At 41.5% G+C, this 21,922-nt stretch carries 23 protein-coding genes; 6 read left to right on the plus strand and 17 right to left on the minus strand.

All coding sequences use genetic code 11. The features are described 5' to 3' along the window. Nucleotides 1–47: 47 nt before the first annotated feature. Both fadJ and fadI read right to left on the minus strand, forming a co-directional pair. Nucleotides 48–2,168: a fatty acid oxidation complex subunit alpha FadJ gene (gene fadJ / locus C9J41_RS01815; RefSeq protein ID WP_107294130.1), complete on the minus strand. Its 2,121-nt coding sequence runs from the start codon at nt 2,166–2,168 to the stop codon at nt 48–50. Next, on the minus strand, nt 2,168–3,478 hold the full coding sequence (gene fadI, locus C9J41_RS01820) for an acetyl-CoA C-acyltransferase FadI (RefSeq protein WP_107205528.1): 1,311 nt from the start codon (nt 3,476–3,478) through the stop codon (nt 2,168–2,170). The genes fadJ and fadI overlap by 1 nt, the downstream gene beginning before the upstream one ends. 604 nt (nt 3,479–4,082) lie before the next feature. On the opposite strand from fadI, the gene C9J41_RS01830 reads away from it, so the two are divergent. From C9J41_RS01830 to C9J41_RS01845, 4 genes are all read left to right on the plus strand, one after another. Further along, nucleotides 4,083–4,646 (plus strand): sigma-70 family RNA polymerase sigma factor, encoded by a 564-nt coding sequence (locus C9J41_RS01830; RefSeq protein WP_107205526.1) that lies wholly within the window; start codon nt 4,083–4,085, stop codon nt 4,644–4,646. Continuing rightward, complete coding sequence (locus tag C9J41_RS01835; protein ID WP_107245614.1) at nt 4,639–5,355, plus strand: DUF3379 family protein; 717 nt, start codon at nt 4,639–4,641, stop codon at nt 5,353–5,355. The genes C9J41_RS01830 and C9J41_RS01835 overlap by 8 nt, the downstream gene beginning before the upstream one ends. A 264-nt stretch (nt 5,356–5,619) precedes the next feature. Then, entirely contained in the window at nt 5,620–6,855 is a 1,236-nt protein-coding gene (locus C9J41_RS01840; protein ID WP_107294132.1) for an outer membrane protein transport protein, read from the plus strand. Between the two features lie 353 nt (nt 6,856–7,208). Further along, entirely contained in the window at nt 7,209–8,552 is a 1,344-nt protein-coding gene (locus tag C9J41_RS01845) for an outer membrane protein transport protein (RefSeq protein ID WP_199190628.1), read from the plus strand. A 95-nt stretch (nt 8,553–8,647) separates the two neighbouring features. On the opposite strand, the gene C9J41_RS01850 is transcribed toward C9J41_RS01845, so the two are convergent. The 10 genes from C9J41_RS01850 to ccmA form a co-directional block, all read right to left on the minus strand. Next, on the minus strand, nt 8,648–9,448 hold the full coding sequence (locus tag C9J41_RS01850; RefSeq protein WP_107290582.1) for a VacJ family lipoprotein: 801 nt from the start codon (nt 9,446–9,448) through the stop codon (nt 8,648–8,650). 68 nt (nt 9,449–9,516) lie between these two features. Further along, nucleotides 9,517–10,806 (minus strand): c-type cytochrome biogenesis protein CcmI, encoded by a 1,290-nt coding sequence (ccmI, locus tag C9J41_RS01855; protein ID WP_107205521.1) that lies wholly within the window; start codon nt 10,804–10,806, stop codon nt 9,517–9,519. After that, nucleotides 10,803–11,318, minus strand: coding sequence for a cytochrome c-type biogenesis protein (locus C9J41_RS01860; protein ID WP_107205520.1), 516 nt, complete (start codon nt 11,316–11,318; stop codon nt 10,803–10,805). Before C9J41_RS01860 ends, ccmI begins: the two co-directional genes overlap by 4 nt. Next, nucleotides 11,318–11,872, minus strand: coding sequence for a DsbE family thiol:disulfide interchange protein (locus C9J41_RS01865; protein ID WP_107205519.1), 555 nt, complete (start codon nt 11,870–11,872; stop codon nt 11,318–11,320). The genes C9J41_RS01860 and C9J41_RS01865 overlap by 1 nt, the downstream gene beginning before the upstream one ends. Then, a complete protein-coding gene (locus C9J41_RS01870) occupies nt 11,865–13,847 on the minus strand; it encodes a heme lyase CcmF/NrfE family subunit (protein WP_107245615.1) in 1,983 nt (660 codons plus the stop codon). Before C9J41_RS01870 ends, C9J41_RS01865 begins: the two co-directional genes overlap by 8 nt. Beyond that, nucleotides 13,844–14,329, minus strand: coding sequence for a cytochrome c maturation protein CcmE (gene ccmE / locus C9J41_RS01875; RefSeq protein WP_107205517.1), 486 nt, complete (start codon nt 14,327–14,329; stop codon nt 13,844–13,846). Before ccmE ends, C9J41_RS01870 begins: the two co-directional genes overlap by 4 nt. Next, the gene (gene ccmD / locus C9J41_RS01880; protein ID WP_045082746.1) at nt 14,326–14,532 is read right to left on the minus strand and encodes a heme exporter protein CcmD; all 207 of its coding nucleotides are present in this window, start codon (nt 14,530–14,532) and stop codon (nt 14,326–14,328) included. Before ccmD ends, ccmE begins: the two co-directional genes overlap by 4 nt. A 7-nt stretch (nt 14,533–14,539) precedes the next feature. Beyond that, on the minus strand, nt 14,540–15,271 hold the full coding sequence (locus tag C9J41_RS01885) for a heme ABC transporter permease (protein WP_107259356.1): 732 nt from the start codon (nt 15,269–15,271) through the stop codon (nt 14,540–14,542). Nucleotides 15,272–15,424: 153 nt separating this feature from the next. Further along, nucleotides 15,425–16,093, minus strand: a complete 669-nt coding sequence (ccmB, locus tag C9J41_RS01890) for a heme exporter protein CcmB (protein ID WP_107205921.1) — start codon at nt 16,091–16,093, stop codon at nt 15,425–15,427. Nucleotides 16,094–16,101: 8 nt separating this feature from the next. Continuing rightward, nucleotides 16,102–16,749 (minus strand): cytochrome c biogenesis heme-transporting ATPase CcmA, encoded by a 648-nt coding sequence (gene ccmA / locus C9J41_RS01895; protein WP_107205515.1) that lies wholly within the window; start codon nt 16,747–16,749, stop codon nt 16,102–16,104. Between the two features lie 115 nt (nt 16,750–16,864). On the opposite strand from ccmA, the gene C9J41_RS01900 reads away from it, so the two are divergent. Next, the gene (locus C9J41_RS01900) at nt 16,865–17,725 is read left to right on the plus strand and encodes a hypothetical protein (RefSeq protein WP_107294133.1); all 861 of its coding nucleotides are present in this window, start codon (nt 16,865–16,867) and stop codon (nt 17,723–17,725) included. 3 nt (nt 17,726–17,728) lie between these two features. Beyond that, nucleotides 17,729–18,037, plus strand: coding sequence for an EscU/YscU/HrcU family type III secretion system export apparatus switch protein (locus C9J41_RS01905; protein ID WP_107294134.1), 309 nt, complete (start codon nt 17,729–17,731; stop codon nt 18,035–18,037). A gap of 3 nt (nt 18,038–18,040) precedes the next feature. On the opposite strand, the gene C9J41_RS01910 is transcribed toward C9J41_RS01905, so the two are convergent. Genes C9J41_RS01910 through C9J41_RS01930 form a run of 5 tightly spaced genes read right to left on the minus strand, consistent with a single transcriptional unit; the run spans nt 18,041 to nt 21,890 of the window. Beyond that, nucleotides 18,041–18,475 (minus strand): DUF2802 domain-containing protein, encoded by a 435-nt coding sequence (locus tag C9J41_RS01910; RefSeq protein ID WP_107205512.1) that lies wholly within the window; start codon nt 18,473–18,475, stop codon nt 18,041–18,043. Beyond that, nucleotides 18,475–18,969, minus strand: coding sequence for a chemotaxis protein CheW (locus tag C9J41_RS01915; protein WP_005370336.1), 495 nt, complete (start codon nt 18,967–18,969; stop codon nt 18,475–18,477). The genes C9J41_RS01910 and C9J41_RS01915 overlap by 1 nt, the downstream gene beginning before the upstream one ends. Nucleotides 18,970–18,993: 24 nt before the next feature. Beyond that, entirely contained in the window at nt 18,994–19,944 is a 951-nt protein-coding gene (locus C9J41_RS01920; protein WP_107294135.1) for a chemotaxis protein CheW, read from the minus strand. Further along, complete coding sequence (locus C9J41_RS01925; protein ID WP_107259343.1) at nt 19,934–20,713, minus strand: ParA family protein; 780 nt, start codon at nt 20,711–20,713, stop codon at nt 19,934–19,936. Before C9J41_RS01925 ends, C9J41_RS01920 begins: the two co-directional genes overlap by 11 nt. A gap of 10 nt (nt 20,714–20,723) precedes the next feature. Further along, on the minus strand, nt 20,724–21,890 hold the full coding sequence (locus tag C9J41_RS01930; protein ID WP_107205509.1) for a chemotaxis response regulator protein-glutamate methylesterase: 1,167 nt from the start codon (nt 21,888–21,890) through the stop codon (nt 20,724–20,726). Nucleotides 21,891–21,922 lie beyond the last annotated feature (32 nt).

A 21,922-nucleotide genomic window follows, 5' to 3' on the forward strand; every position in this document is an offset into this window, starting at 1 on the left:
AAAAACCGATGGCCTAAGCTCATCGGTTTTTTTCATTAATCTATTGGCTAATAGAACGTTTTCTCTTCTTTGGCCATATCAAGTAATCGCTCGCACGGTTTAAAACGATCACCATACTTATCTGTGTACTCGTTTAGCATATCAACAACACGCGTTATCCCAATATGATCCATATAACGGAATGGCCCGCCTAGGAACGGTGGGAAGCCGATACCGAAAATAGCGCCAATATCGCCATCTCTTGCCGAACGGATCACACCTTCATCTAAACACCTTGCTGCTTCATTCAGCATCATTAAACTACAACGAACCGCGATTTCAGTTTCAGATTCTTTAATCTTTGGTTCCAACTCAAGAAGCTTATAAACCGACTTATCGACTTCTTTTTTCTTGGTATTATAACGATAAAAACCTTTACCGCTTTTACGTCCCTTGCGATTATCCTTCAGCAATAAATCAAACACATCTGGTGCTTCAAATCGTTCACCGAGTTCAGCTAACAGAATAGGACTTATCTTCGCGCCGATATCAACACCAACTTCATCCAATAATGTGATTGGCCCAACAGGGAAACCAAAGTTAAGTAAAGCTGTATCTATATGTTCAATCGGCTCACCACTAAGAAGTACGCGTGCCGCTTCATTCATATAAGGCGCTAGTATACGATTAACATAGAAGCCTGCTTTATCACCGACCACTATCGGGGTTTTACCTTGTTTTTTCGCCAAGGCTACAACCGTTGCAATCGTCTCTTCTGACGTTGCACTCCCTGTTTCCGTGCCTTGATGTGGAATTACCTCAACCAATGGCATTTTTTCTACAGGACTAAAATAGTGAAGACCAACAACATTCTCAGGATGCTCTGCCGCTTGTGCTATTTGATTGATCGGCAATGAGGATGTATTCGTGGCAAAAATTGTGGTTGGTTTTACATGCTCTTCAACATCTTTTACCATTTGATGTTTGAGCGCTAAATCTTCAAATACCGCTTCAATCACGACATCGGCCTGATTAAAGCCAGTAAAATCAGTCCCACCTGTTATCGTTAGCATTTGTTTTTGTAATGTGGCTTTCGAGATAATTTTACGCTTACGTTTTTTCTCAAGTAGCTTGAAATTGTACGCTAGCGCATTTTGGATACCATCATTACTAATATCTTTGATCCGTACCGGATAACCTGCTTTCGTTGCTGTAACATGACTAATACCGCCGCCCATTAAACCGCCACCCAATACAGCGACTCGTTCGACAGTTAATGGATCAGCCTCTGAACCCGTTTCTTTTTTCATTGCTGTTGTGGCAAAAAAGATACTACGAAGCGCGGCTGATTCCGGTGACATCACCAATTCACCAAATACTTTAGCCTCTTGTTCTAACCCTTTTTCCATCCCATGCTGTAAGCCATATTTCACAACTTCTAAAATGGCATCAACAGCAGGATAATTCCCACGTGTTTTCTCATGTGCTTTTTTCGCCGCTTGATCAAACACTACTGAGCGACCTAATGGATTTCCGCCCAATGCCCAATTTTGCATGGATGATTTGCGGCTAGGTTTTGGCGATAAAGCCATTTGCTCGGCAACATTTAATAAAATACTTTCAGGGACAACTTGATCAATCACCCCCAATTTCACTGCTTTTTTCGCGCGTAATTGCTTACCCGATAAAATCATGTCAAGCGCATTAGCTACGCCAATCAAACGAGGTAAACGCTGAGTACCGCCAGAGCCCGGGAGTAATCCCAACTGTACTTCTGGTAAACCTAATCGGGTTTTATCACCATCACTACAAACTCGGCTATGGCAAGCAAGAGCAAGCTCTAAGCCGCCCCCTAAACATGGGCCGTGAATCGCTGCAACCACATGAAAAGGCAGTTGCTCTAACTGTGAAAATAAAACCTGTCCTTTTACAGCTAAGGCTTGTGCCTCTTGTGCTGTTTCACAGGCTGACAACATGCGAATATCAGCGCCAGCGACAAAGTTATCAGGCTTACCTGAATAGACAACAAGCCCTTTAATATCAGAACGTGCTTTAAGCTCTGCGAGCACTGATGTTATTTGCTCTGAAAATTCAGCTTGTAAGGTGTTCATTTTCTCGTTTGGCACATCTATTTTTAGCCAAGCAACACCATTATCTTTGTACGATAAACTAAATGCAGATTGCGTCATTATTCAGCCTCCAAAATCATTGCCGCACCTAAACCACCAGCTGCACATGCCGTATTCAATGCAAAGCCACCACCACGACGTTTTAACTCACGCAAAGTTTGGGTGATCATACGTGCGCCTGTTGCTGCAAATGGATGCCCGTAAGCCAATGAGCCACCTAACACATTGAATTTATCCATATCAACTTCACCAATCGCATCAATACGGCCTAACTTTTCACGCGCAAACTTAGTAGAAGCAAACATTTTTAAATTTGCTAATGTTTGGGCAGCAAAAGCCTCATGCATGTCAATCAAGGTAAGATCAGATAAATTTAAACCTGCACGTTCCAGTGCAACAGGTGTCGCGTAAGAAGGTCCCATCAGCATATCGCTTTCAACCCCTATTGCGGAAAACGCGTAGGAACGAATATACCCTAATGGTGTTAGTCCTAATTCCTTAGCTCGCCCTTCTCGCATCATCAGTATTGCGGCTGCGCCATCCGTTAATGGGGTCGCATTTGCTGCTGTGACTGAGCCATATTTACGATCAAAGGCTGGTCGTAATTTGGCATAAGATTCAAGAGTCGATTCTTCACGAATGTTGTTATCTTTATCTATCCACTGGCGATAAGGTTGTGGGAATGCCGTCATCACTTCATCACGGATCAATCCATCTCGCCATGCTTGTGCCGCTAATGTGTGTGAACGGTGAGCCAATGCATCTTGCTCTTCACGACTAATACCATGTGTTTTTGCCATCTGCTCTGCGGTTTGTCCCATGCTCAATCCTGTTGAATATTCAGCAACGGCAGGCGGCACAGGCATTAAATCTTTCATGTTAAGCGAACTTAATAACTTAAGCCGTTTTGACATGGTTTTCGCCTTGCTAAGTGCAAGTAATGTAGCAGCCATTTTTTTACTTACGCCAATGGGTAATACCGATGATGAATCAGCACCACCTGCGATACCAATATCGATCGTGCCTGAAATAATACTTTCGGCAACATTCGCAGCGGCTTGAAAACTAGTGGCACAGGCACGGGTAACACTGTAAGCATCAGTATGAATGTTCATACCAGTACCCAATACAATCTCACGCGCGATATTTGGCGCTTCTGGCATTTGTACCACTTGCCCAAACACCACTTGATCAATAAGCATCGGATCAAAATCAAGCGTTTGTAGCATATCATTGACAACCAGCTTTCCGAGATCCAAAGCAGGAACACCATCGAAAGCGGTAGATTGACGAGCAAATGGAGTACGTAAACCGCTAACAACGGCAATACGTTCCCCTTGACGAGTAGTAAGATTTTGGAGACGTGTCATCGCAACTCCTTTTGATAATTTGGCTTACAGTAAGCCGTTTGGCACACCGTGCACTAGAGGTCAGACCTCACAATTGTAAGCCAAATGTTACCAAATTCAATCAAGTGTTTAAATTTAACGGAAGAAGTGTCAAAGATTGTGATCTATCCTCTCAGTTTTAAAACGATATTAAGCGAAAAAATGCAGATAATTAGAGAGAGAATTAGAAAAGATGTAAAAATAGAGGTCAACAAAGATAAAAAGGCAAAAAAAAACCATACCTTATAAGGTATGGTCATAATTCACGCGGAAAGCAATCTGCGTAATGAATAAGTCAATCAACATAAAGCTAATTGCAAATCAGGAAAACCTGATAGGAGAAAGTAAAGTCAGCCTTCAAAAGGAAGTTGTCATCTTGCTCAACAGATAGCATTACAATAGCCGGTTTTGCAACCCACCATCTCGCTATCAGATGACGCAGTCACTATAACGCGCTGCTGGAATCAAATTTTGAACCAGATCAATTTTAGTGTGAATTATCAGTTTAATTATAAAAAAGAAAGGTAAACACCTTATAGCTTTCTTTATTCATAAGATTTTTGTAAGGACAACGACGGATATTGCCATGTTCAAAAATTTTTTTGGTAAGAAAAAACACGATCCCTCGGTCTCTTTAGATATGGACAAACAAAGAAAATACGAGGCCCTTGTTAGGGCTTGGCATCGGGATCTCTACCGTTACGCATATTGGTTGTGCCACGACCAGCATATTGCTGAAGACTTGGTACAAGAAACATGCTTACGCGCATGGCGTTCCCTTGATAGCCTACAGGATGATAAAGCTGCTAAGGCATGGTTAATTACCATACTTAGGCGTGAAAACGCACGTCGGTTTGAAAGAAAACGATTTGATTTGGTTGATATTGATGACCATGCAATTGCTGATTCCACACCCAGTGTTGAAATGAATACTGAGCAACATATGCTTCAACGTTTGATCATGAATTTGGCACCGGAGTATAGAGAACCACTCATTTTACAGGTCATGGCTGGTTTTAATGGTGATGAAATTGCAGAGATCCTTGAACTTAACCGAAACACTGTGATGACTCGCTTATTTCGAGCCCGTAACCAATTAAAAGAGCAACTTGAAAATAAAGAGTCAAAAAGGGGGAATCAGAATGGATGAACTAGAATTTAGACGGAGATTATTAGCTGATCCACATGATAATGATCCCACTGTAACGGCATGTAAACATCAATCGATCGCAAATAAAAAGTTTTCCGATGAATTACAACAGCTTGATATCCAATTAGAGCAAGCGCTTAAAGTCGATGTACCCGATGATCTGGCGGATAAAATTTTATTTCAACAAGCTGGAGAAGAAACCAGCAAGAAAGGCATTAATCGCTATTGGTCTTATGGCCTCGCCGCCTCTGTTGCTTTTGCTATTGGTCTCTTTGTTGGGCAAATGAATTTGCTACCAAGCCAACAGTTACCAATCAATAGCCTTGCCAATGTCGCACTTGAACATGTTTCTTATGAAGCAAAATTTGTCGATAACATCGATGAAAAAGCAACGTTGCAACAAGTGAATGCAAAGCTGCAACCTTTTGGTTCGGAAATGAAAGATTTACCAGGGCACATTTATTATGTGAACTATTGTGGCTTTGATGGCAAACGCTCATTACATATGGTGATGGATACACCTCAAGGTAAAGTCACGGTATTTGTTGTTCCAACCCCAAGCCATGCTATTTCTAACTCAACAGACAATAACAATGAAAGTTTAGTCGTACCGATCAGAGAAGCAAGTTTGATTATTGTTGGCGATAAGGGTCAAAACTTAATGCCAGTTGCGAGTAAAATCAAAAACGACCTTAGCTGGGAAATCTAATTTTCCTACTGATTTTTAGTCCTTCTTAATAACGGCAACACACGCTATGTTGCCGTTTTTCACATCTGATATTTGTCGTTAAAACAACCTAAAACATCGACATTTGATACCAAAATCACTATAAGTTTCGTTAAAAAGTATTTTTACTTAGACATAACACTGGTCAGATTTGATTAAGTCAGTACACCCCCTACAATCATCGAAAATTAGCCAACATAGGCTAATAAAAAACAATAATATATATAATTAGGAATTATTCTAAGCATGAATAAGAAGCAAATTTTTACACGCTCAGTGATTACTGCTGCTATCGCCTTAGCTTCATCACAATCTATGGCAGCGGGCTTTCAGCTGAATGCACAATCTGCAACCGGTCTTGGCCGTGCATTTTCAGGTGACGGTGTTATTGCTGACAACGCATCAACAATGGCAAAAAACGCTGCATCAATGACATTATTTGATGCACCTGCACTGTCTCTTGGTATTATCGCCATTGATACTGACGTTAAAGTAAAAGATGCAACATACAATGGTTATCAGATCCCTGATGATCAAATTGGTGGTACTAGTTATGCGCCAAACATCTACTACATTCAGCCTATCAACGATAAATTCGCTGTAGGTGCATCACTTTACTCAAACTTCGGTACTAAAACTGAGTTTAGTGATAACTACGCTGCAAATGTATTTGGTGGTTTAACTGATGTAAAAAGTGTGAACTTAGGTTTAAGTGCTGCTTACCGCATTAACCAGCAACTAAGCATTGGTGGTGGTTTAGACGTAATTTACGGCAGTGGTAAACTAAATCGCTATATACCTGCAGGAAAAATTCCAACACCTAATGGTGCGATCAATACACCAAAAATTGATTTACTTGATGTTGATGCCGATGGTGTAGCACTTGGCTTTAACCTAGGTACTATCTACGAACTCGATCAAAACAACCGTTTTGGCTTATCTTACCGCTATAGCCCAACATTAGAAGCTAAAGGTGATATGCACTATGCGGGCAACGACCTTAGCGATCAGAAGCTAAAAATGCCATTACCAGATATGGCAGAATTTTCTGGTTTCAATAAGCTAAATGATAAATTTGCGGTTCACTACAGCATTCAATGGATCCGCTGGAGCGAGTTTGACGTTCTAGAAACAACTGGTGGCGTTAAATTAAATGATTACCAATGGCAAGATGGATGGCACTACTCTATCGGTGGTACTTACTACCTAAACGATCAGTGGACACTTCGTGCCGGTTACATGCATGACACTAGCGCACAGGATTCAAAAACGTCTATTTCTGTACCTGATTCAGATCGTAACTGGTTATCTGGCGGCTTTAGCTACCACCTAGACAGCAAGTCTACCATCGACTTTGGCTTAACTTACCTTATTGGTAAAGATGTTAAAGCAGATGAAACCAATCCGCTCGGTATGTCGGTTGACGCAACTACTCGTGCAAATGCATGGTTGTACGGTCTACAATACAGCCGTTCATTCTAATTTCAGCGTACACTTGAACGCTAAAATGATTAAAAGGAGCCGTTTGGCTCCTTTTTTAATCTTTTCACTACCACTTCCACCTCACTTTCCTTTCATTAATTCACTCGACACGTTCAAAATTTGTATAAATAACAATCAGAACAATACAACAACTGGTACATGTGTACGCTGAAAATAGATCAGATCAGAACAGCACGAACAAAAAGTAACGGATATAATTCCAAAATAAACAAATCAAAGGAATATTACTTCAATAAGTAGAATTTATAGCGATAAATTGTCACGCTATTAATTGTTAAGGGTATTATTCGCGACTTAGTTTCAGCGAACAATTAGCGATTAATATTAAAATGATGAATAAAAATAAAATTACATTATCTTTAACGGCTGCATTAGCATTAGGCATGAGCTCTAACGCCCTAGCTGCAGGATTCCAATTGGCTGAATATTCAGCAACAGGTTTAGGCCGCGCATTTGCTGGTGAAGCAGCAATGGCTGACAATGCCAGCGCCCAATTCCGTAACCCTGCAATGCTGACATACCTTGAAGGTACGCAAATATCAGTCGGTGCAATTTACGTTGACCCAAACATTGATGTTAAAGGGAATCTACAACTTAATGATCAAACCATAGATCAAACTGAATCTCGTGATATCGCTAATAGTGCCGTTATTCCCAATTTTTATATTTCTCGTCAATTGAACGATAAAGCAACATTAGGCCTAGCATTTGGTACAAACTTTGGTATGCGTACCGAACTTGGCACCCAGTTCACTGCCTCTCTTTTCGGTAATCAAGCGGAAGTACACACCGTTGAAATCAACCCTAATCTTGGTTACAAAATTAATGACCAATTTAGTGTTGGTGCCGGTGTGCGTTATATTATGGCAAAAGGCCACTTCGGCGCAGCACTGCCAAGCGTACTACCAGCCACTGTTTCTGGAATGTTGTCACCACAACAGAAATATATTTATGATCAAGGCTTAGCGGGTAAAAATCTTAAATATATGGAAGGAGAAGATAATGCATGGGGTTGGCAAGCAGGTGCTGCATGGCAAATTAACCCAGCAAACCGTATTGGCGTAAGCTATCGCTCAGCTGTTGACCTAAACCTTAGCGGTCACGCTAGCGGCCTTGCATACAACAACCAAACTTTACCCGGTTCATTACCGCTTGAGCTTCCAGCATCTGCAGAGATTGCAACCTTCCACCAGTTAACCGATCAATGGGCTATTCATACCAGCATCAACTGGACAGATTGGAGCAGCTTTGAAAAATTAGAAGCGAATATTCCGGCTCTTGGTTCACACAGTAACGATCTAATTAAAGAAGAAAACTGGAAAGACAACTACCGTTTTGCTATTGGTACCACTTACCAAGCAACAGAAAAGTTAGCACTTCGCTCTGGTATTGCCTATGACATGGCTGCAGTTGATGAAGCCCACCGAACTCAAACGATCCCTGAAACTGATCGTACTTGGTTAAGTCTTGGTGCGGGTTACCAGTGGTCTAAGAATTTAACATTAGATGCAGGCCTGACCTACGTTTATGCGAAGAAAGCGCACCTAAACGAAACAGATAAGAGTATTAATGGCCTAGCTAGCGGCCTACTTCAACAACCAACTAAACTCTCTTTCGCTGGTACAACATCTGGTGATGTATGGTTAGCGGGTGTACAAGCAAGCTACCGTTTCTAAGTAAAATAAAATTTATTTAGAAAAACAAGCTCGCTACAAACTATACCACATATAAAAAGACCTCCTTATTGGAGGTCTTTTTTAGTTAAGTAATATTACTGATCATCAATTTCATCAAGATAACTATCATCAAAACTATCTGCTTGTTGCTCTTGGTCAACTTTACCGTCACTGGCGATAAAGTCTTTATATTGAATATATGCATCACGAGTAAATACATATGGATCGGGTGATTTTTCTAGCATCGCTTCTTGTTGTGCTAATGCAGCACGATCTTCCATCCCCTGAAAAAGCCATTTACCTAGCCCTTCCCAAATATTTAATAAGCTGAACATTGGGTAGAGTTCATCAGCCGCATCACCAAAACCTCGGAACGTCACTGGGCCATAAACTGGTAACATCAAATAAGGACCATTTGGTACACCATAATAACCTAACGTGTCACCAAATCGTCGATCCGCAGGTTTATTTATGTCAGCCGCAGATGCGATATCGATTAAACCACCCAATCCAAAAATTGTATTAATCCAAAAACGGTTAAAATGGGTGACCGCAGCTTTGCCATTTAACGACAGTAGGCTATTAACCATACTTGCAGGCTCATCTAAATTTGATAAAAAATTCATGATGCCTTTACGAACAGGGGTTGGCGTGTAATTAACATATGCCATTGAAACTGGACGGGCTACGTACGGGTCTAAATAGTTAAAATTAAAATCCCACATAGCACGGTTAAACCCCTCAAATGGGTCATAAACGCCATTACTATCACTGTCAGCATCAATATGATCAGTAATATTGTTAGAGGTAATTTGTTTTGACGGTTCATCTGGTGTTTGCGCACAACCGACTAGCCCCAGAGAAAGCCAAATTATTAGTAAGAAAATTCTATTCAAAACATATATCCAATAGAAAGCAGGCTGGACAATAATATCCAGCCTGCTCTATTTGTTCCAGTATTGAATTAATATTGTTTATTAATTAATACTTTTGTATCACCACCAAGCATCACTTTCTGGCTTTCACCATACCAATCACCTTGTTTCGTCATGACGTTACCATCACTATCAATACGAGCACGGACAATCATTTCAGATAATGACGATAGCTTGCGCTGCGGCATCATGCTGTCTTTATCCGTTAACGTAATGGTTAATGGGAAAGACGTTGTCAGTGGTAGCTTTACAGCTGCAATTGGCATTGGTGCGCCATCAGCGCTATGAACAGAGACAATAATATCGCCCTGCTTTGGCATCACGACGTTTGGCGCTAATGAAATTGTCGCCACTATCTGCTGTTTTGCTTGTTCAGCACTGACTTTTGGCGCAGTTTCTGCCGCAGCTGCAGCAGAACCATTGACTAATGCCTTCGCTTTGTCATCAGCATTTAAACGTGCTTGTGCGCGTTCAATACTTCGATCAAGCATCGGTGCACGCGAATCATCCGGTCCGATAAGCTTTTTCATCATCGTCCAATAAGCGATCGCTTGTTCAAACTTGTTTTGCTCAAACGCATCGAAAGCGAGTAGCGATAATGCTTGCACGTTAGTATGATCTTTCTTAATGACATTGCGTAATAAGTTACGTGCCATGTCACTTGCGCCCGGCTTACCACTTAGCATTAATGACTGTGCATAACCTAACTGAATATCCTCATCAACAGGGTTTAAGTCATAAGCTTTTTTCATTGCCATTTCAGCGGTTTCACCATCACGGTTTGCCATTGCGATACGACCTAACAATAACCACCCCATAGGATCATCACCGTCATCGTGCAATTTAGTACGTAATGCTAAAGTCAGATCAGACATATCTTGATCAGACAGCGGCTCATTAGCGGCATTATCACCCAGTAAGCGTTGAGAAAGTTGAGGCAGACGGTTTACCGCATCATGCCACGCTTCTACTTTCTGAATACCGCCCACAGAGGCGTACATGCCATAGCTCACACCAACAATTAAGATAATGCCAGGTAGCAACATCCCAGCACTAACATGAGTAGATTTCTTCTCTTTACTTTCAGGTATATCATCTAGCAATGACTGTTGAAGCTCAGAAACTAATTCTTGGCGATTCTCAACCAAGCCTTCTTCTGATTCGTGTTCCAGTTCATGAATACGATCTTTAAAGAATGCTTTGTTTAATTCATCTCGGCTTGCTACATCATCGTATTCTTTACCATACAACATAGGTACAGCAAAAAATGCTATTGCAATAAGCACTAAGACAGCAGTTATAATCCAAAACAGCGTCATTTGTTTACCTTTGATTGAGTATCAACACTTTTAGCATCTTGCTGTTCCATCTCTGCAAGCAGTGCTTTTAATCGTTTAGCTTCTTCCTCATCTAATTGAGCCTGCTCAACTTTTTCACCGTTTTTACGCGTACGATAAACCAGAACAGTAAAGCCAATAACGATAAACAGAATAGGACCAACCCATAAAATTGCAGTCGAAGCTGTCATCGGTGGATTGTACGTAACAAAGTTACCGTAACGCGCAATCATGTAATCAATAATTTGCTGACTGGTTTTGCCTTCTTGAAGAAGCTCAAATGTTTTCTGTCGCATATCTTGCGCTAAGGTTGCATTTGAATCAGCAATATTATTGTTCTGACACTTAGGGCAACGTAATGTTGCCGTTAGCTCTTGAAACTGCTTTTCTTGTTCCGCATTTTTAAAGTCATAGACATCAATCGATGCAAATGCTGGTAACGCCGCGGTTAGCGCAATCGTTGCAGCTATAACAAGGGCAAATAAACGTTTCATTAACCTTTTGCCTCCGCTTTTAGCTTGTTGTACAACGGCTCAAGCGTTTTTTTCCAATTTTCAGGATTAACGTCACCCACATGGCGATAACGAATAATGCCGTTAGCATCAATAATGAATGTTTCAGGTGCGCCATACACACCTAAATCCATACCTAACATACCGTTACCATCATAAAGTGTATGCAAATAAGGATTACCCAATTCAGTTAACCAACCAATCGCTTTCTCACGTTGATCTTTGTAGTTCAGACCAATGATCTTAACGCCTTGTTTCGCTAACGTATTTAAGTATTGGTGTTCTGCATAACATGTCGGACACCATGTCGCCCACACGTTAAGCAATAATGGTTCACCTTTGAAAATCGTTTGTTGATACTCTTTTCCTGGTTGGAATAGATCTTCTAATTTAAAGGTCGGTACAGGTTTACCTACCAATACCGATTCTAATTTTGTTGGATCATCACCATCAGCATTGCGGGTTAACTGCACCATAAACATAATAACCAGTGCAATGAACAAGACTAACGGAATAAAGAGGAACTTCTTATTCATGGGTTAATTTTTCCTCTGACGATTTATTACTCAGTTTTGCAGGAGTGCGGAATCGGTAACGTTTATCGCTGATCGCCAATGCACCACCTAACGCCATTAAAAATGCACCCGCCCACATCCAGTTCACAAATGGTTTGTAGTAAATACGAACAGCCCATGCACCATCACCAAGCTTCTCACCCATAGCAACATATAAGTCACGAGTAATCCCGCTATCAATTGCCGCTTCTGTCATCATAGAGCCAGCCACACTGTAGAAACGTTTTTCAGCATGTAGTGTTGTTACATTAATACCACGACGGCTAATATTGAAATCAGCTATATATCCATCATAGTTAGGACCATCTGCATCACGTAATCCAGCAAAGTGGAAATCATAGCCTTTCACATTAACAGATTGACCCGGCGCTAAACGTAAATCACGTTCGATATCGTAGTTAGAGACTAGCGTGATACCAATGATAGATATCGCTAAACCAATATGGCCTAACACCATCGCCCAATGGCTACGACCTAATTTACCTAAGCCATCAACAAAAGTATGACGGTGTGTCGCACGCTCGAATAACTCAAAACCATGCATCACAATGATCCACACCGCCATCATCATCCCTAACACCGCAAGCGGTTCAACCACACTTGCCGTAAAGTAAATAACAAGGTATGAAAATGGAATCGTGATCAGTGCTGAGATAATCATTGGCTTGCGAACATGTTTGAAATTATCGCGTTTCCAACGAACAAGAGGACCAACACCCATAATAAAAGCAAACGGGATCATCAACCATGTAAATAGCATGTTGAAGAAAGGTACACCGATAGAAACAGAACCTAAACCAATTTGCTTATGTACCAATGGTAATAATGTACCAATAAGTACAACTACTAAGCCTGCAACAAGTAAAATGTTGTTTGCTAGTAACAGGTTTTCACGTGAGAACAAGCTGTAGTTACCACGAGAACGAATTTGACCACCACGTAATGCATACAGCAGTAAAGAACCACCGATAACAACCACAAGGAAACCAAGAATGAACATACCGCGAGCCGGATCTGACGCAAATGCATGCACAGAAACCAATACGCCAGAACGCACTAAGAACGTACCTAATAAACTTAATGAGAAGGCAGAGATCGCAAGCAGTACAGTCCATGCTTTAAATGTGCCACGCTTTTCTGTTACTGATAGCGAGTGCATTAACGCCGTACCTGCAAGCCATGGCATAAATGATGCGTTTTCTACTGGATCCCAGAACCACCAGCCACCCCAGCCAAGTTCGTAGTAAGCCCACCATGACCCTAGTGCGATACCTACCGTTAGGAATGACCATGCCGCGATTGTCCATGGACGAGACCAACGTGCCCAAGCGGTATCTAAACGACCAGTCATCAAGGATGCAATGGCAAAAGAGAACGCAACAGAGAAGCCAACGTAGCCCATGTAAAGCATTGGCGGGTGAATAATTAGACCCGGATCTTGCAATAATGGGTTTAGATCACGACCTTCGACAGGGAATACCGGTAGCGTACGTAAAAATGGGTTAGAAGTAATGATAATAAACAGTAAGAAACCCACTGCAATCATCCCCATTACCGATAAGACACGAGAAACAGATTCAAGTGGCATATCACGGCTAAAACGCGCCACAGCAGCAGCCCAACCGGCTTGGATAAGTACCCAAAGCAGCAATGAACCTTCGTGCGCGCCCCATACCGCTGTAATACGGTAATACCACGGTAATAAACTTGTCGAGTTACTGGCTACATACGCAACAGTAAAATCATTGTTATAGAATGACCAACATAAAATAACAAAAGATAACGATATAAAAGCAAAAATACCGTATGCCAATGGTCGTGCCATACGCATCATTGCTTGGTTACCGACTGCAGCACCATATAGCGGATAAATACTGGCCAGTACCGATAAGGCGAGGGCAGTAATAAGGGCAAAATGGCCTATTTCAGGGATCATTGAGCACTACCTTGTAGTTGTTCTTCAGTATATTGAAGTTTTGAGTGATTTTTCTTCATCGCATCAGCGACTTCAGGCGGCATGTAATTTTCATCATGCTTAGCCAGTACTTCGTGTGCTTTTATTGTTGTTGGGCCAACGAGTACACCTTGCGCGACAATACCCTGCCCTTCACGGAAGAGATCAGGCAAAATACCATCATACGTGACAGTCACTGAAGGGCCGACATCAGCAACTTTAAAACTCACTTCTAAAGATTGAGGATCACGCTTCACAGAGCCTTTCACCACCATGCCACCAATACGTAAACGTTGACCAACTTCTGGTTTGGTGCCATCAGGCTTACCATTAACCAGCTCTGTTGGTGTGTAGAATAAATCCATATTTTGGTTTAACGCATAGAGCACTAAACCAATGGTAGCACCCAGGCCTAAAACGAGCGCTAAAACTAAGGCGAGACGCTTCTTACGTCTTGGGGTCATAGCGTATTCTCCATCTTTTTCGCATCTTTAATACGTTGTTCACGTGCGATTTTATTTTTAATGTCACCTAACACGCGACGATGAGTAGCCATGCTAGAAAAGAGGATCCATAGCATCGCTACAAATGAGATACCAAACGCACTCCAGACATAAGCAGCATAACCACCCATGGCAAAAAAGTCGCTCATAGAATCAAAATGCATACCAACCTCACTTCACTAGCTCACGCACCCAAGGGCGGTGACTTTCGCGGATAAGAATTTCATTACGTAGACGGATCATAGTCACCGTACCGAAGAAAAAAGCAAAACCAACAATACCAATCAGCAACGGCCATAACATATCTGTTGACATAGAAGGCTTGGCAAATTTAGTAATGGTTGCCCCTTGGTGAAGGGTATTCCACCACTCGACAGAGAAGTGAATAATAGGAATATTGATCACACCAACAATCGCTAAAATACCCGCCGCTTTGGCTGCTGTTTTTTGATCATCAAAAGCATTATACAATGCAATAACACCAAGATATAAAAATAGAAGAATGAGTTCAGATGTTAAACGTGCATCCCACACCCACCATGTGCCCCACATTGGTTTGCCCCAAATCGCACCAGTGATCAATGCCATAAAGGTAAACACTGCACCAACTGGCGCCATTGCAGCTGCGGCCATATCCGATAATCGAATCTGCCACACTAAACCAATGAATGCGGCAATAGCCATTGATACATAAGCACCCATCGACCAGATTGCAGCGGGAACATGCAAGTAAATAATTCTAAAGCTGTCACCCTGTTGATAATCCGCTGGCGCAAACATTAAGCCCCAAATAGAACTGACAACAATGGCAATTAAGCTAATCATGGCAAACCAAGGCAGTAACTTACCGCACAAGCGATAGGTATTCTCGGCTTTAGCGTAGGGATGTAACCACTTCCACATAATGCTCTCTACTCGTTATATAGTTATAAATACGTCATGAAAACCAAGTTCAGTCACAAAATAATAGGATTTTGTGTCATCCCTTAACCTTATAAATCTCTACTGGTTGGATAAATAAACAAAATGGAAGACATCATCGCTCCCACTCTTTATTTAATTCACACTGATCCTTAGCGATGCCGCAACCGCAAACGGTGCTAACGTTAAAGAGGCCACCAACATTGCCGCCATTAATGCTAATTGCCCGTTATATGCCATCCCTAGGCCTGCAGCTTCTATTGCAGAGGTTGCGAATATAAGCACAGGTATATATAACGGTAATATGAGCAAGCTCAATAAAACGCCACCTTTTCGTAATCCAACCGTTAAAGCGACACCAATTGCCCCTAAAAAGCTTAATGTTGGCGTACCTATTAGCAATGTGAGTACAACGGCTACCCATGTATCCCAATTTAGGGATAATAAAATCGCTAATAAAGGACTAATTAATATCAGCGGTAAACCTGTCAACAACCAATGCGCAAGCATTTTAGCAAAGGCAGATACCGCTAATGGTGTCGGCATTAATAACATTTGCTCCAGCGAGCCATCGGCGTAATCATCACGAAAGAGGCGTTCCATTGATAATAACGCTGCTAACAATGCCGCCACCCAAATGATCCCAGGAGCAATACGTGCAAGCAATTTAGGCTCAGGACCGATACTTAATGGAAATAAGGTGATCACAATAATAAAGAACCACAATGGGTTCATCACATCGGCACGTCGACGAAAAGCAATTAACAATTCACGACGAATAATTTGAATAATAGAATTAAACACCGTGAGCACTACCCTAACTTAATTTTTCGTAAATGATTACTATCGGTAAACATATCTTGGTGGGTGGTTAATAACACCATGCCACCACGTTCAACATGAGATAAAAACAAGTTTTCAAGCACCTTGACACCTTGCTTATCAATCGCCGTTAATGGCTCATCAAGCACCCATAATTTATGATTACTTAACCATAGACGCGCTAATGCAACACGGCGTTGCTGACCTGCTGAGAGTTGCCCGGCTGGTACATCTTCACGCCCCGCTAACCCAACATGTGCCAATGCTTGCCATAATGCGTCCTCACCCATAACTTGTGGTGAACCCTTGAGATCTGAGCCTTGATTGCATTTATGCATGGCTTGAAAAAAAGCCAAGTTCTCAAAGGCGGTAAGTTCGCGCTTTACGCCAGTTTGATGACCAAGAAACAACAGCTCTTGATGATAATCTTCTCGTGCAACCTGAATATCTTCTTGATTCCAATAAACTTGCCCACTATCAGCCCGGCCTAACCCAGCAATAATACGTAACAGTGTGGTTTTACCAGCGCCATTATGGCCTTCAATTTGAACTAACTCGCCACTTGATATAGTGAAACTGAGTTCGTCAAACAATAAACGTTCATCACGAACGCAGCTTAAATCTGCTACTGACAACATATAAATGATGTATCCTAGGTGTCACAAATCAGTCCGCATGATACCACAATGGCAAATAATTTAGCTAAACTACGGACATCTTCATCGTTAACTAACGTAAGTAAATGTGAAATATATGCGTATCAATTTAACGCCCTCTCACCCCCATAGCGCAGCAAAAACTGCTCAAATTGAAAAACCTTTATCGGATAATCGAAAGAGCCAAGCGGCATTATTTACTCGCTCAGGAGGAAAAGAGCAAAACCTCATTTCTCAATTACCGCAATTATTGTTATCCATAAACAGCTTGCAACGTTTAGTTACACTTTTGTCTAACCCGTTAAACTCCGGTACAGCTAAATTAGCCACAACGCCCTCTAACAACCTAAATACTATTTTCCAGCAGCTCTTTGCACCACAAAATCAAACCAGCTTAATTGCTTGGTTACAACAAGGTGGAGAACGAAAACCTTTAGCGCAGTTATTACAGCAACTACCTCAACCACAAAGCCAGTTAAACCAATGGTTAAAAACGTTAAGCCCTGAGCAACAACAAGACATTCCCGCGCTATTAAGGCTTGCCGCTGAACAACGAGGGCCTGAAACACAACGTACACAAGATACCAGTAGCATTTATCTGCAATGGCCGATAAATAACAACCAATCTATTGATATTAAAATAAAAAATGAGCCCGAGGATTCAAAATCAAATGCCGACAAGAGTATCAATTCCTGTTGGACGGTCAAATTGGCATTACCTATTGGTGCAATAGATATACTTAATGTTACAGCCCAATGGAAAAACAGCACATTAACAACGGTATTTGAAACCGTTAATCCACTGTTGTTACATAAAATAGAGCAGGTCTCACCGCTACTTTTTTCTCGTATGGCACAGTTAGGTATTAACTGTAAATCTCCTAAATTTCTGCAAGCTCAAGATAAAGAGTCTAATGACCCTCTAGCCTCTACTAATGGCTTATTGATTAAGGTCTGAGTGATGACTACAGATAATAAAACAACCTCGCATGCAGTTGCACTTAAATATGATGGTGAAAAATCCCCTTATATTATAGCCAAAGGCCACCAGCAATTAGCTGAACATATTATTGAACAAGTGAAACTGCAAGGTGGCTTAATACATCAAGATCCTGTATTGGCACAATATCTAAATAGCTTTGATGTCGGTGATGAAATCCCACAAGAGTTATACTTGATTATTGCCGAACTGATTGCCTTTTCATGGTACTTAAACGGAAAAACCCCTCCGGGGTGGGAGGGGCTTGAAGATATTGATATATCAGTATAACGATTAACGTCGACGGTGTTTTTGCATCGTCTGCTGTAAGCGAAGCAGAAGTTCAGCTTCAGCTTTAGGTAAATCACACTCATTCATCAATTCATGTACATCTGCGCCCAACTCGACCATTTTACTGGCGCGACTATATAAACGTCCTTCAGGATCGTTCATCATGATCTCTGTTTGACGATCTTCAACCACTTCTAACTGATGTGACATATCCGCCAGTTTGTGACTCATACCCATTGTTCCTGCCCGCAATTCATTGAACTCTTTATTCAAGCGTTCATTTTGTAAGCGGGCATTTTTCAATACAGTTTCAATAGCGGCAAATTTTGTTTCTAAACTCCGTCGCGCTTTACGCTCGCGAAGCAATAACACAGTAAAGATTAAAACCGCCAATACACTAATAACAGTAGGTATCCACTGGAGCAGAATAGTATTCATTACAAGTACGCCATCTCATCCCATTCTTCATCAGATAGCAGCTTATTAAGATCAACTAAGATAAGTAATTGTCCTTCGCGATTACTTACACCTTGAATAAACTTCGCACTCTCTTCGGTACCCACACTTGGCGTGCTATCAATTTCAGAACTACGTAGATAAACCACTTCAGCAACACTATCGACAAGAATACCAATCACTTGTTTTTCTGCTTCAATGATAACAATACGTGTATTGTCAGAAATCTCACCCGGAGCTAAGCCAAAACGAGAGCGAGTATCGATAACAGTAACGACATTACCGCGAAGATTAATAATACCGAGCACATAATCAGGCGCACCTGGCACTGGTGCAATTTCTGAATAGCGCAAAACCTCACGGACTTGCATAACATTTATACCGTAAGTCTCATCTTCTAGCTGAAATGTCACCCATTGCAGAACCTGATCATTCGCTCCGTCTTTTTGGATCTCAGCGATATTTACCTGTGACATGCTATTCCCTCTTAAGGTCCTGTATTACTCAATACTATTTACATCCAATCCATTGTTTAGCATTGCGATCAACGCATCGACATGGATAAGTGCACACATTTTATCTTTTACCATACCCGCAAGCCAAGGGCGTTTTCCTGCCTTCTCTCGCCAGCGAATATCATTGCCATTCAGCATTTTGGTGCCATGCAGTTTATCGCTAGCTAGCCCCCATTGGCTATCGCCAAGCATCACAATATAACGATAATTATCACGATACTCATCACCAACTAGCTTCTCTGGCATTACCCAACGTGCAGTATCAACTACATCTAACTTTTGCTCGCGTGTTGACTGTAGACCCAAATACCAATTAGGACGCCCAAGTAAACGGTTAAGCTCGCCAAGTTGATGAATACCACCCAATTGCGTGAGCGCAACAGCAAATGTCACACCATTAACTTCAAAAAATAGCGCTTGAAACGCTTGTTCCATCCCATGATGTGTCCACTGCTCTGGCGGAATTAACCCTGCATCTTCAGCAATTTCAGCGGTTTTGATAACCTCCGTTTCAACGGTATCTTCCGCTATATTTTCAGTACTCGTACACCTAGGTTCAGCTTCTTTAATAGAAGTTAGTTGCTCTGGTATGACGTATTCTGTTTCTGAAAAAATTTGTTGTGGATTTGCAGTTTGTATAACATTTTCTTGAATATCATCAACATAATTTTCATCAACTTGACTCAATAGTCGTGCTATATCTTGTCGATTTGACGGCTCTGCATAATCAACAGCAACATAAGGCTGTGGCTTTAATACATTTAACTTAGGTTGAAGTAACGTAGACGCGACTTCAACATTTCCAATACTTGGTTTATCGACATCTAAAATGGGATCTTTAATCTCCGCAGGTACAGCAACTTCATTTGATTCTTCTAATAAATCAAAAAAATAATCATCTAGGGCTTGATCACTTGAAAGTGGCTTACTTTGCATGATTGTCTAACCGTTCTACATATTTTAATAACGTTTTGTAAGCAAACACACCACGACAGTTTCGGGCATATAATGATGGTGGCATATGTTTAATACTGGCATCACGGAACTTTGTATCAATAGGTACCGCAGACGCCCAAACTTGTTCAGGGAAACGAGCCTTGAGTTCTTGCAACGTTTGGAGTGATGCGCGTGTTCGTTTATCGTACATAGTTGGAACAATCGTGACATTAAAACCAGACGGCTTAGAACGCTGCATAATTTGTAACGTCCTCATCATTCTTTCCAAGCCTTTCATGGCTAAAAACTCGGTTTGTACTGGTATAAGAATGCGATCGCTCGCCGCCAATGCATTGACCATCATCACCCCCAAAATCGGTGGGCAATCTATCAGTACGTAATCATAGTCATCAACTAAACTATGCAGCGCTTTTTTTAACACTAACCCCATACCACTACGATTTCCCATTACACGATCAAGTGTTGCCAGTGACATATGGGCAGGAATAATATCAATATTATTAAATGCTGTTTTAAGAATAAGTGGTTTTACACTGGCTTTATTCACTACGGGTAATTGAAACAAATCAAATAAACTCGCGGGTACTTGCTCTGAATCAAAGTTTAAATACGTTGTTAACGATGCGTGTGGGTCGGTATCAACTAATAAAACACGTTTATTTTGCTCACTCAGCAATCCGGCTAATGTAATTGTGGTTGTGGTTTTCCCCACCCCACCTTTTTGATTAGCAATACTCCAAACAATCACCCCTTGATCCTCACTGTAAACCTAGTTCTATTAACATACATTCAGCAATACGATCTAAAGGTAAGTCGTGGCTTGATATACCCGCTTTAGCAACGGCTTGAGGCATACCGTATACCACACAACTGTCTTCATCCTGCGCCCAAATAGTTGAACCACTATTTTTTAGCATTCTTGCGCCATCTCGACCATCAGCGCCCATACCGGTTAATACCATTGATAGGACTTTGTCTTGATAGACTTTAGCCGCAGAACCAAATGTTACATCAACACATGGTTTATAATTCATGCGCTCACCGCTATCAATAATACGTAACCTTGATGCGCCAGGTCGACCATCAAGCATCATTTGTTTACCGCCAGGAGCAAGATACGCCATACCCGCTTTCAACATATCCCCATTTTCCGCTTCTTTCACTCCAATTTTGCACAGCTGATCTAATCGTGCAGCAAAAGCGGCGGTAAATGTCGCAGGCATGTGCTGAATAAGCACTATCGGATAGGGAAAATTAGCAGGTAGCTGAGTCAATATTTTTTGTAATGCGACAGGGCCACCAGTCGATGTGCCAATTGCAACAATCTGGTATTTTTTTCCTGACGCTTTAAAACGTAATGCGGGTTTGACAACAGATGCACGCGCAGCTCTTGAAGATGAGACAGATGAAGGTTCAGCCTGCAAGCGTGACGTTAGCGTTGGTTTCGTCGTCGATGTATGAGTGCTTGTTAATGGCGAAGAAGGAAGAGATGTTGAACGCGTCGTCGCACTTCGGCGCATAAAAATACGTTTACGTGCAAGCTCTGCAACACGTTTTTGAAGCAGTTCAACGGCTTCATCACGATTACGCGCAATATCTTCAAATTTCTTTGGCAAGAAATCTAATGCACCAGCATCAAGGGCATCAAGCGTCGCCTTGGCACCATCATGAGTTAACGAAGAAAACATTAAGATCGGAGTTGGTGACACTTTCATGATCTCGCGAACGGCTGTAATACCATCCATTACGGGCATTTCGATGTCCATTGTGATCACGTCAGGTTGCAGTTTTTGGGTTAACTCTACCGCTTCTTTGCCATTAACGGCATTGCCAACAACTTCCAACCGACTATCAGCATTAATTATTTCACTTACTCTTCGACGGAAAAAACTTGAGTCATCAACTACTAATACTTTAACTGCCATGTTACTTTCATCCCGTTGAAACGCTTAAACAA

The organism is Photobacterium sp. GB-50, assembly GCF_003026755.1.
In the GTDB taxonomy this organism is placed as follows: Bacteria; Pseudomonadota; Gammaproteobacteria; order Enterobacterales; family Vibrionaceae; genus Photobacterium.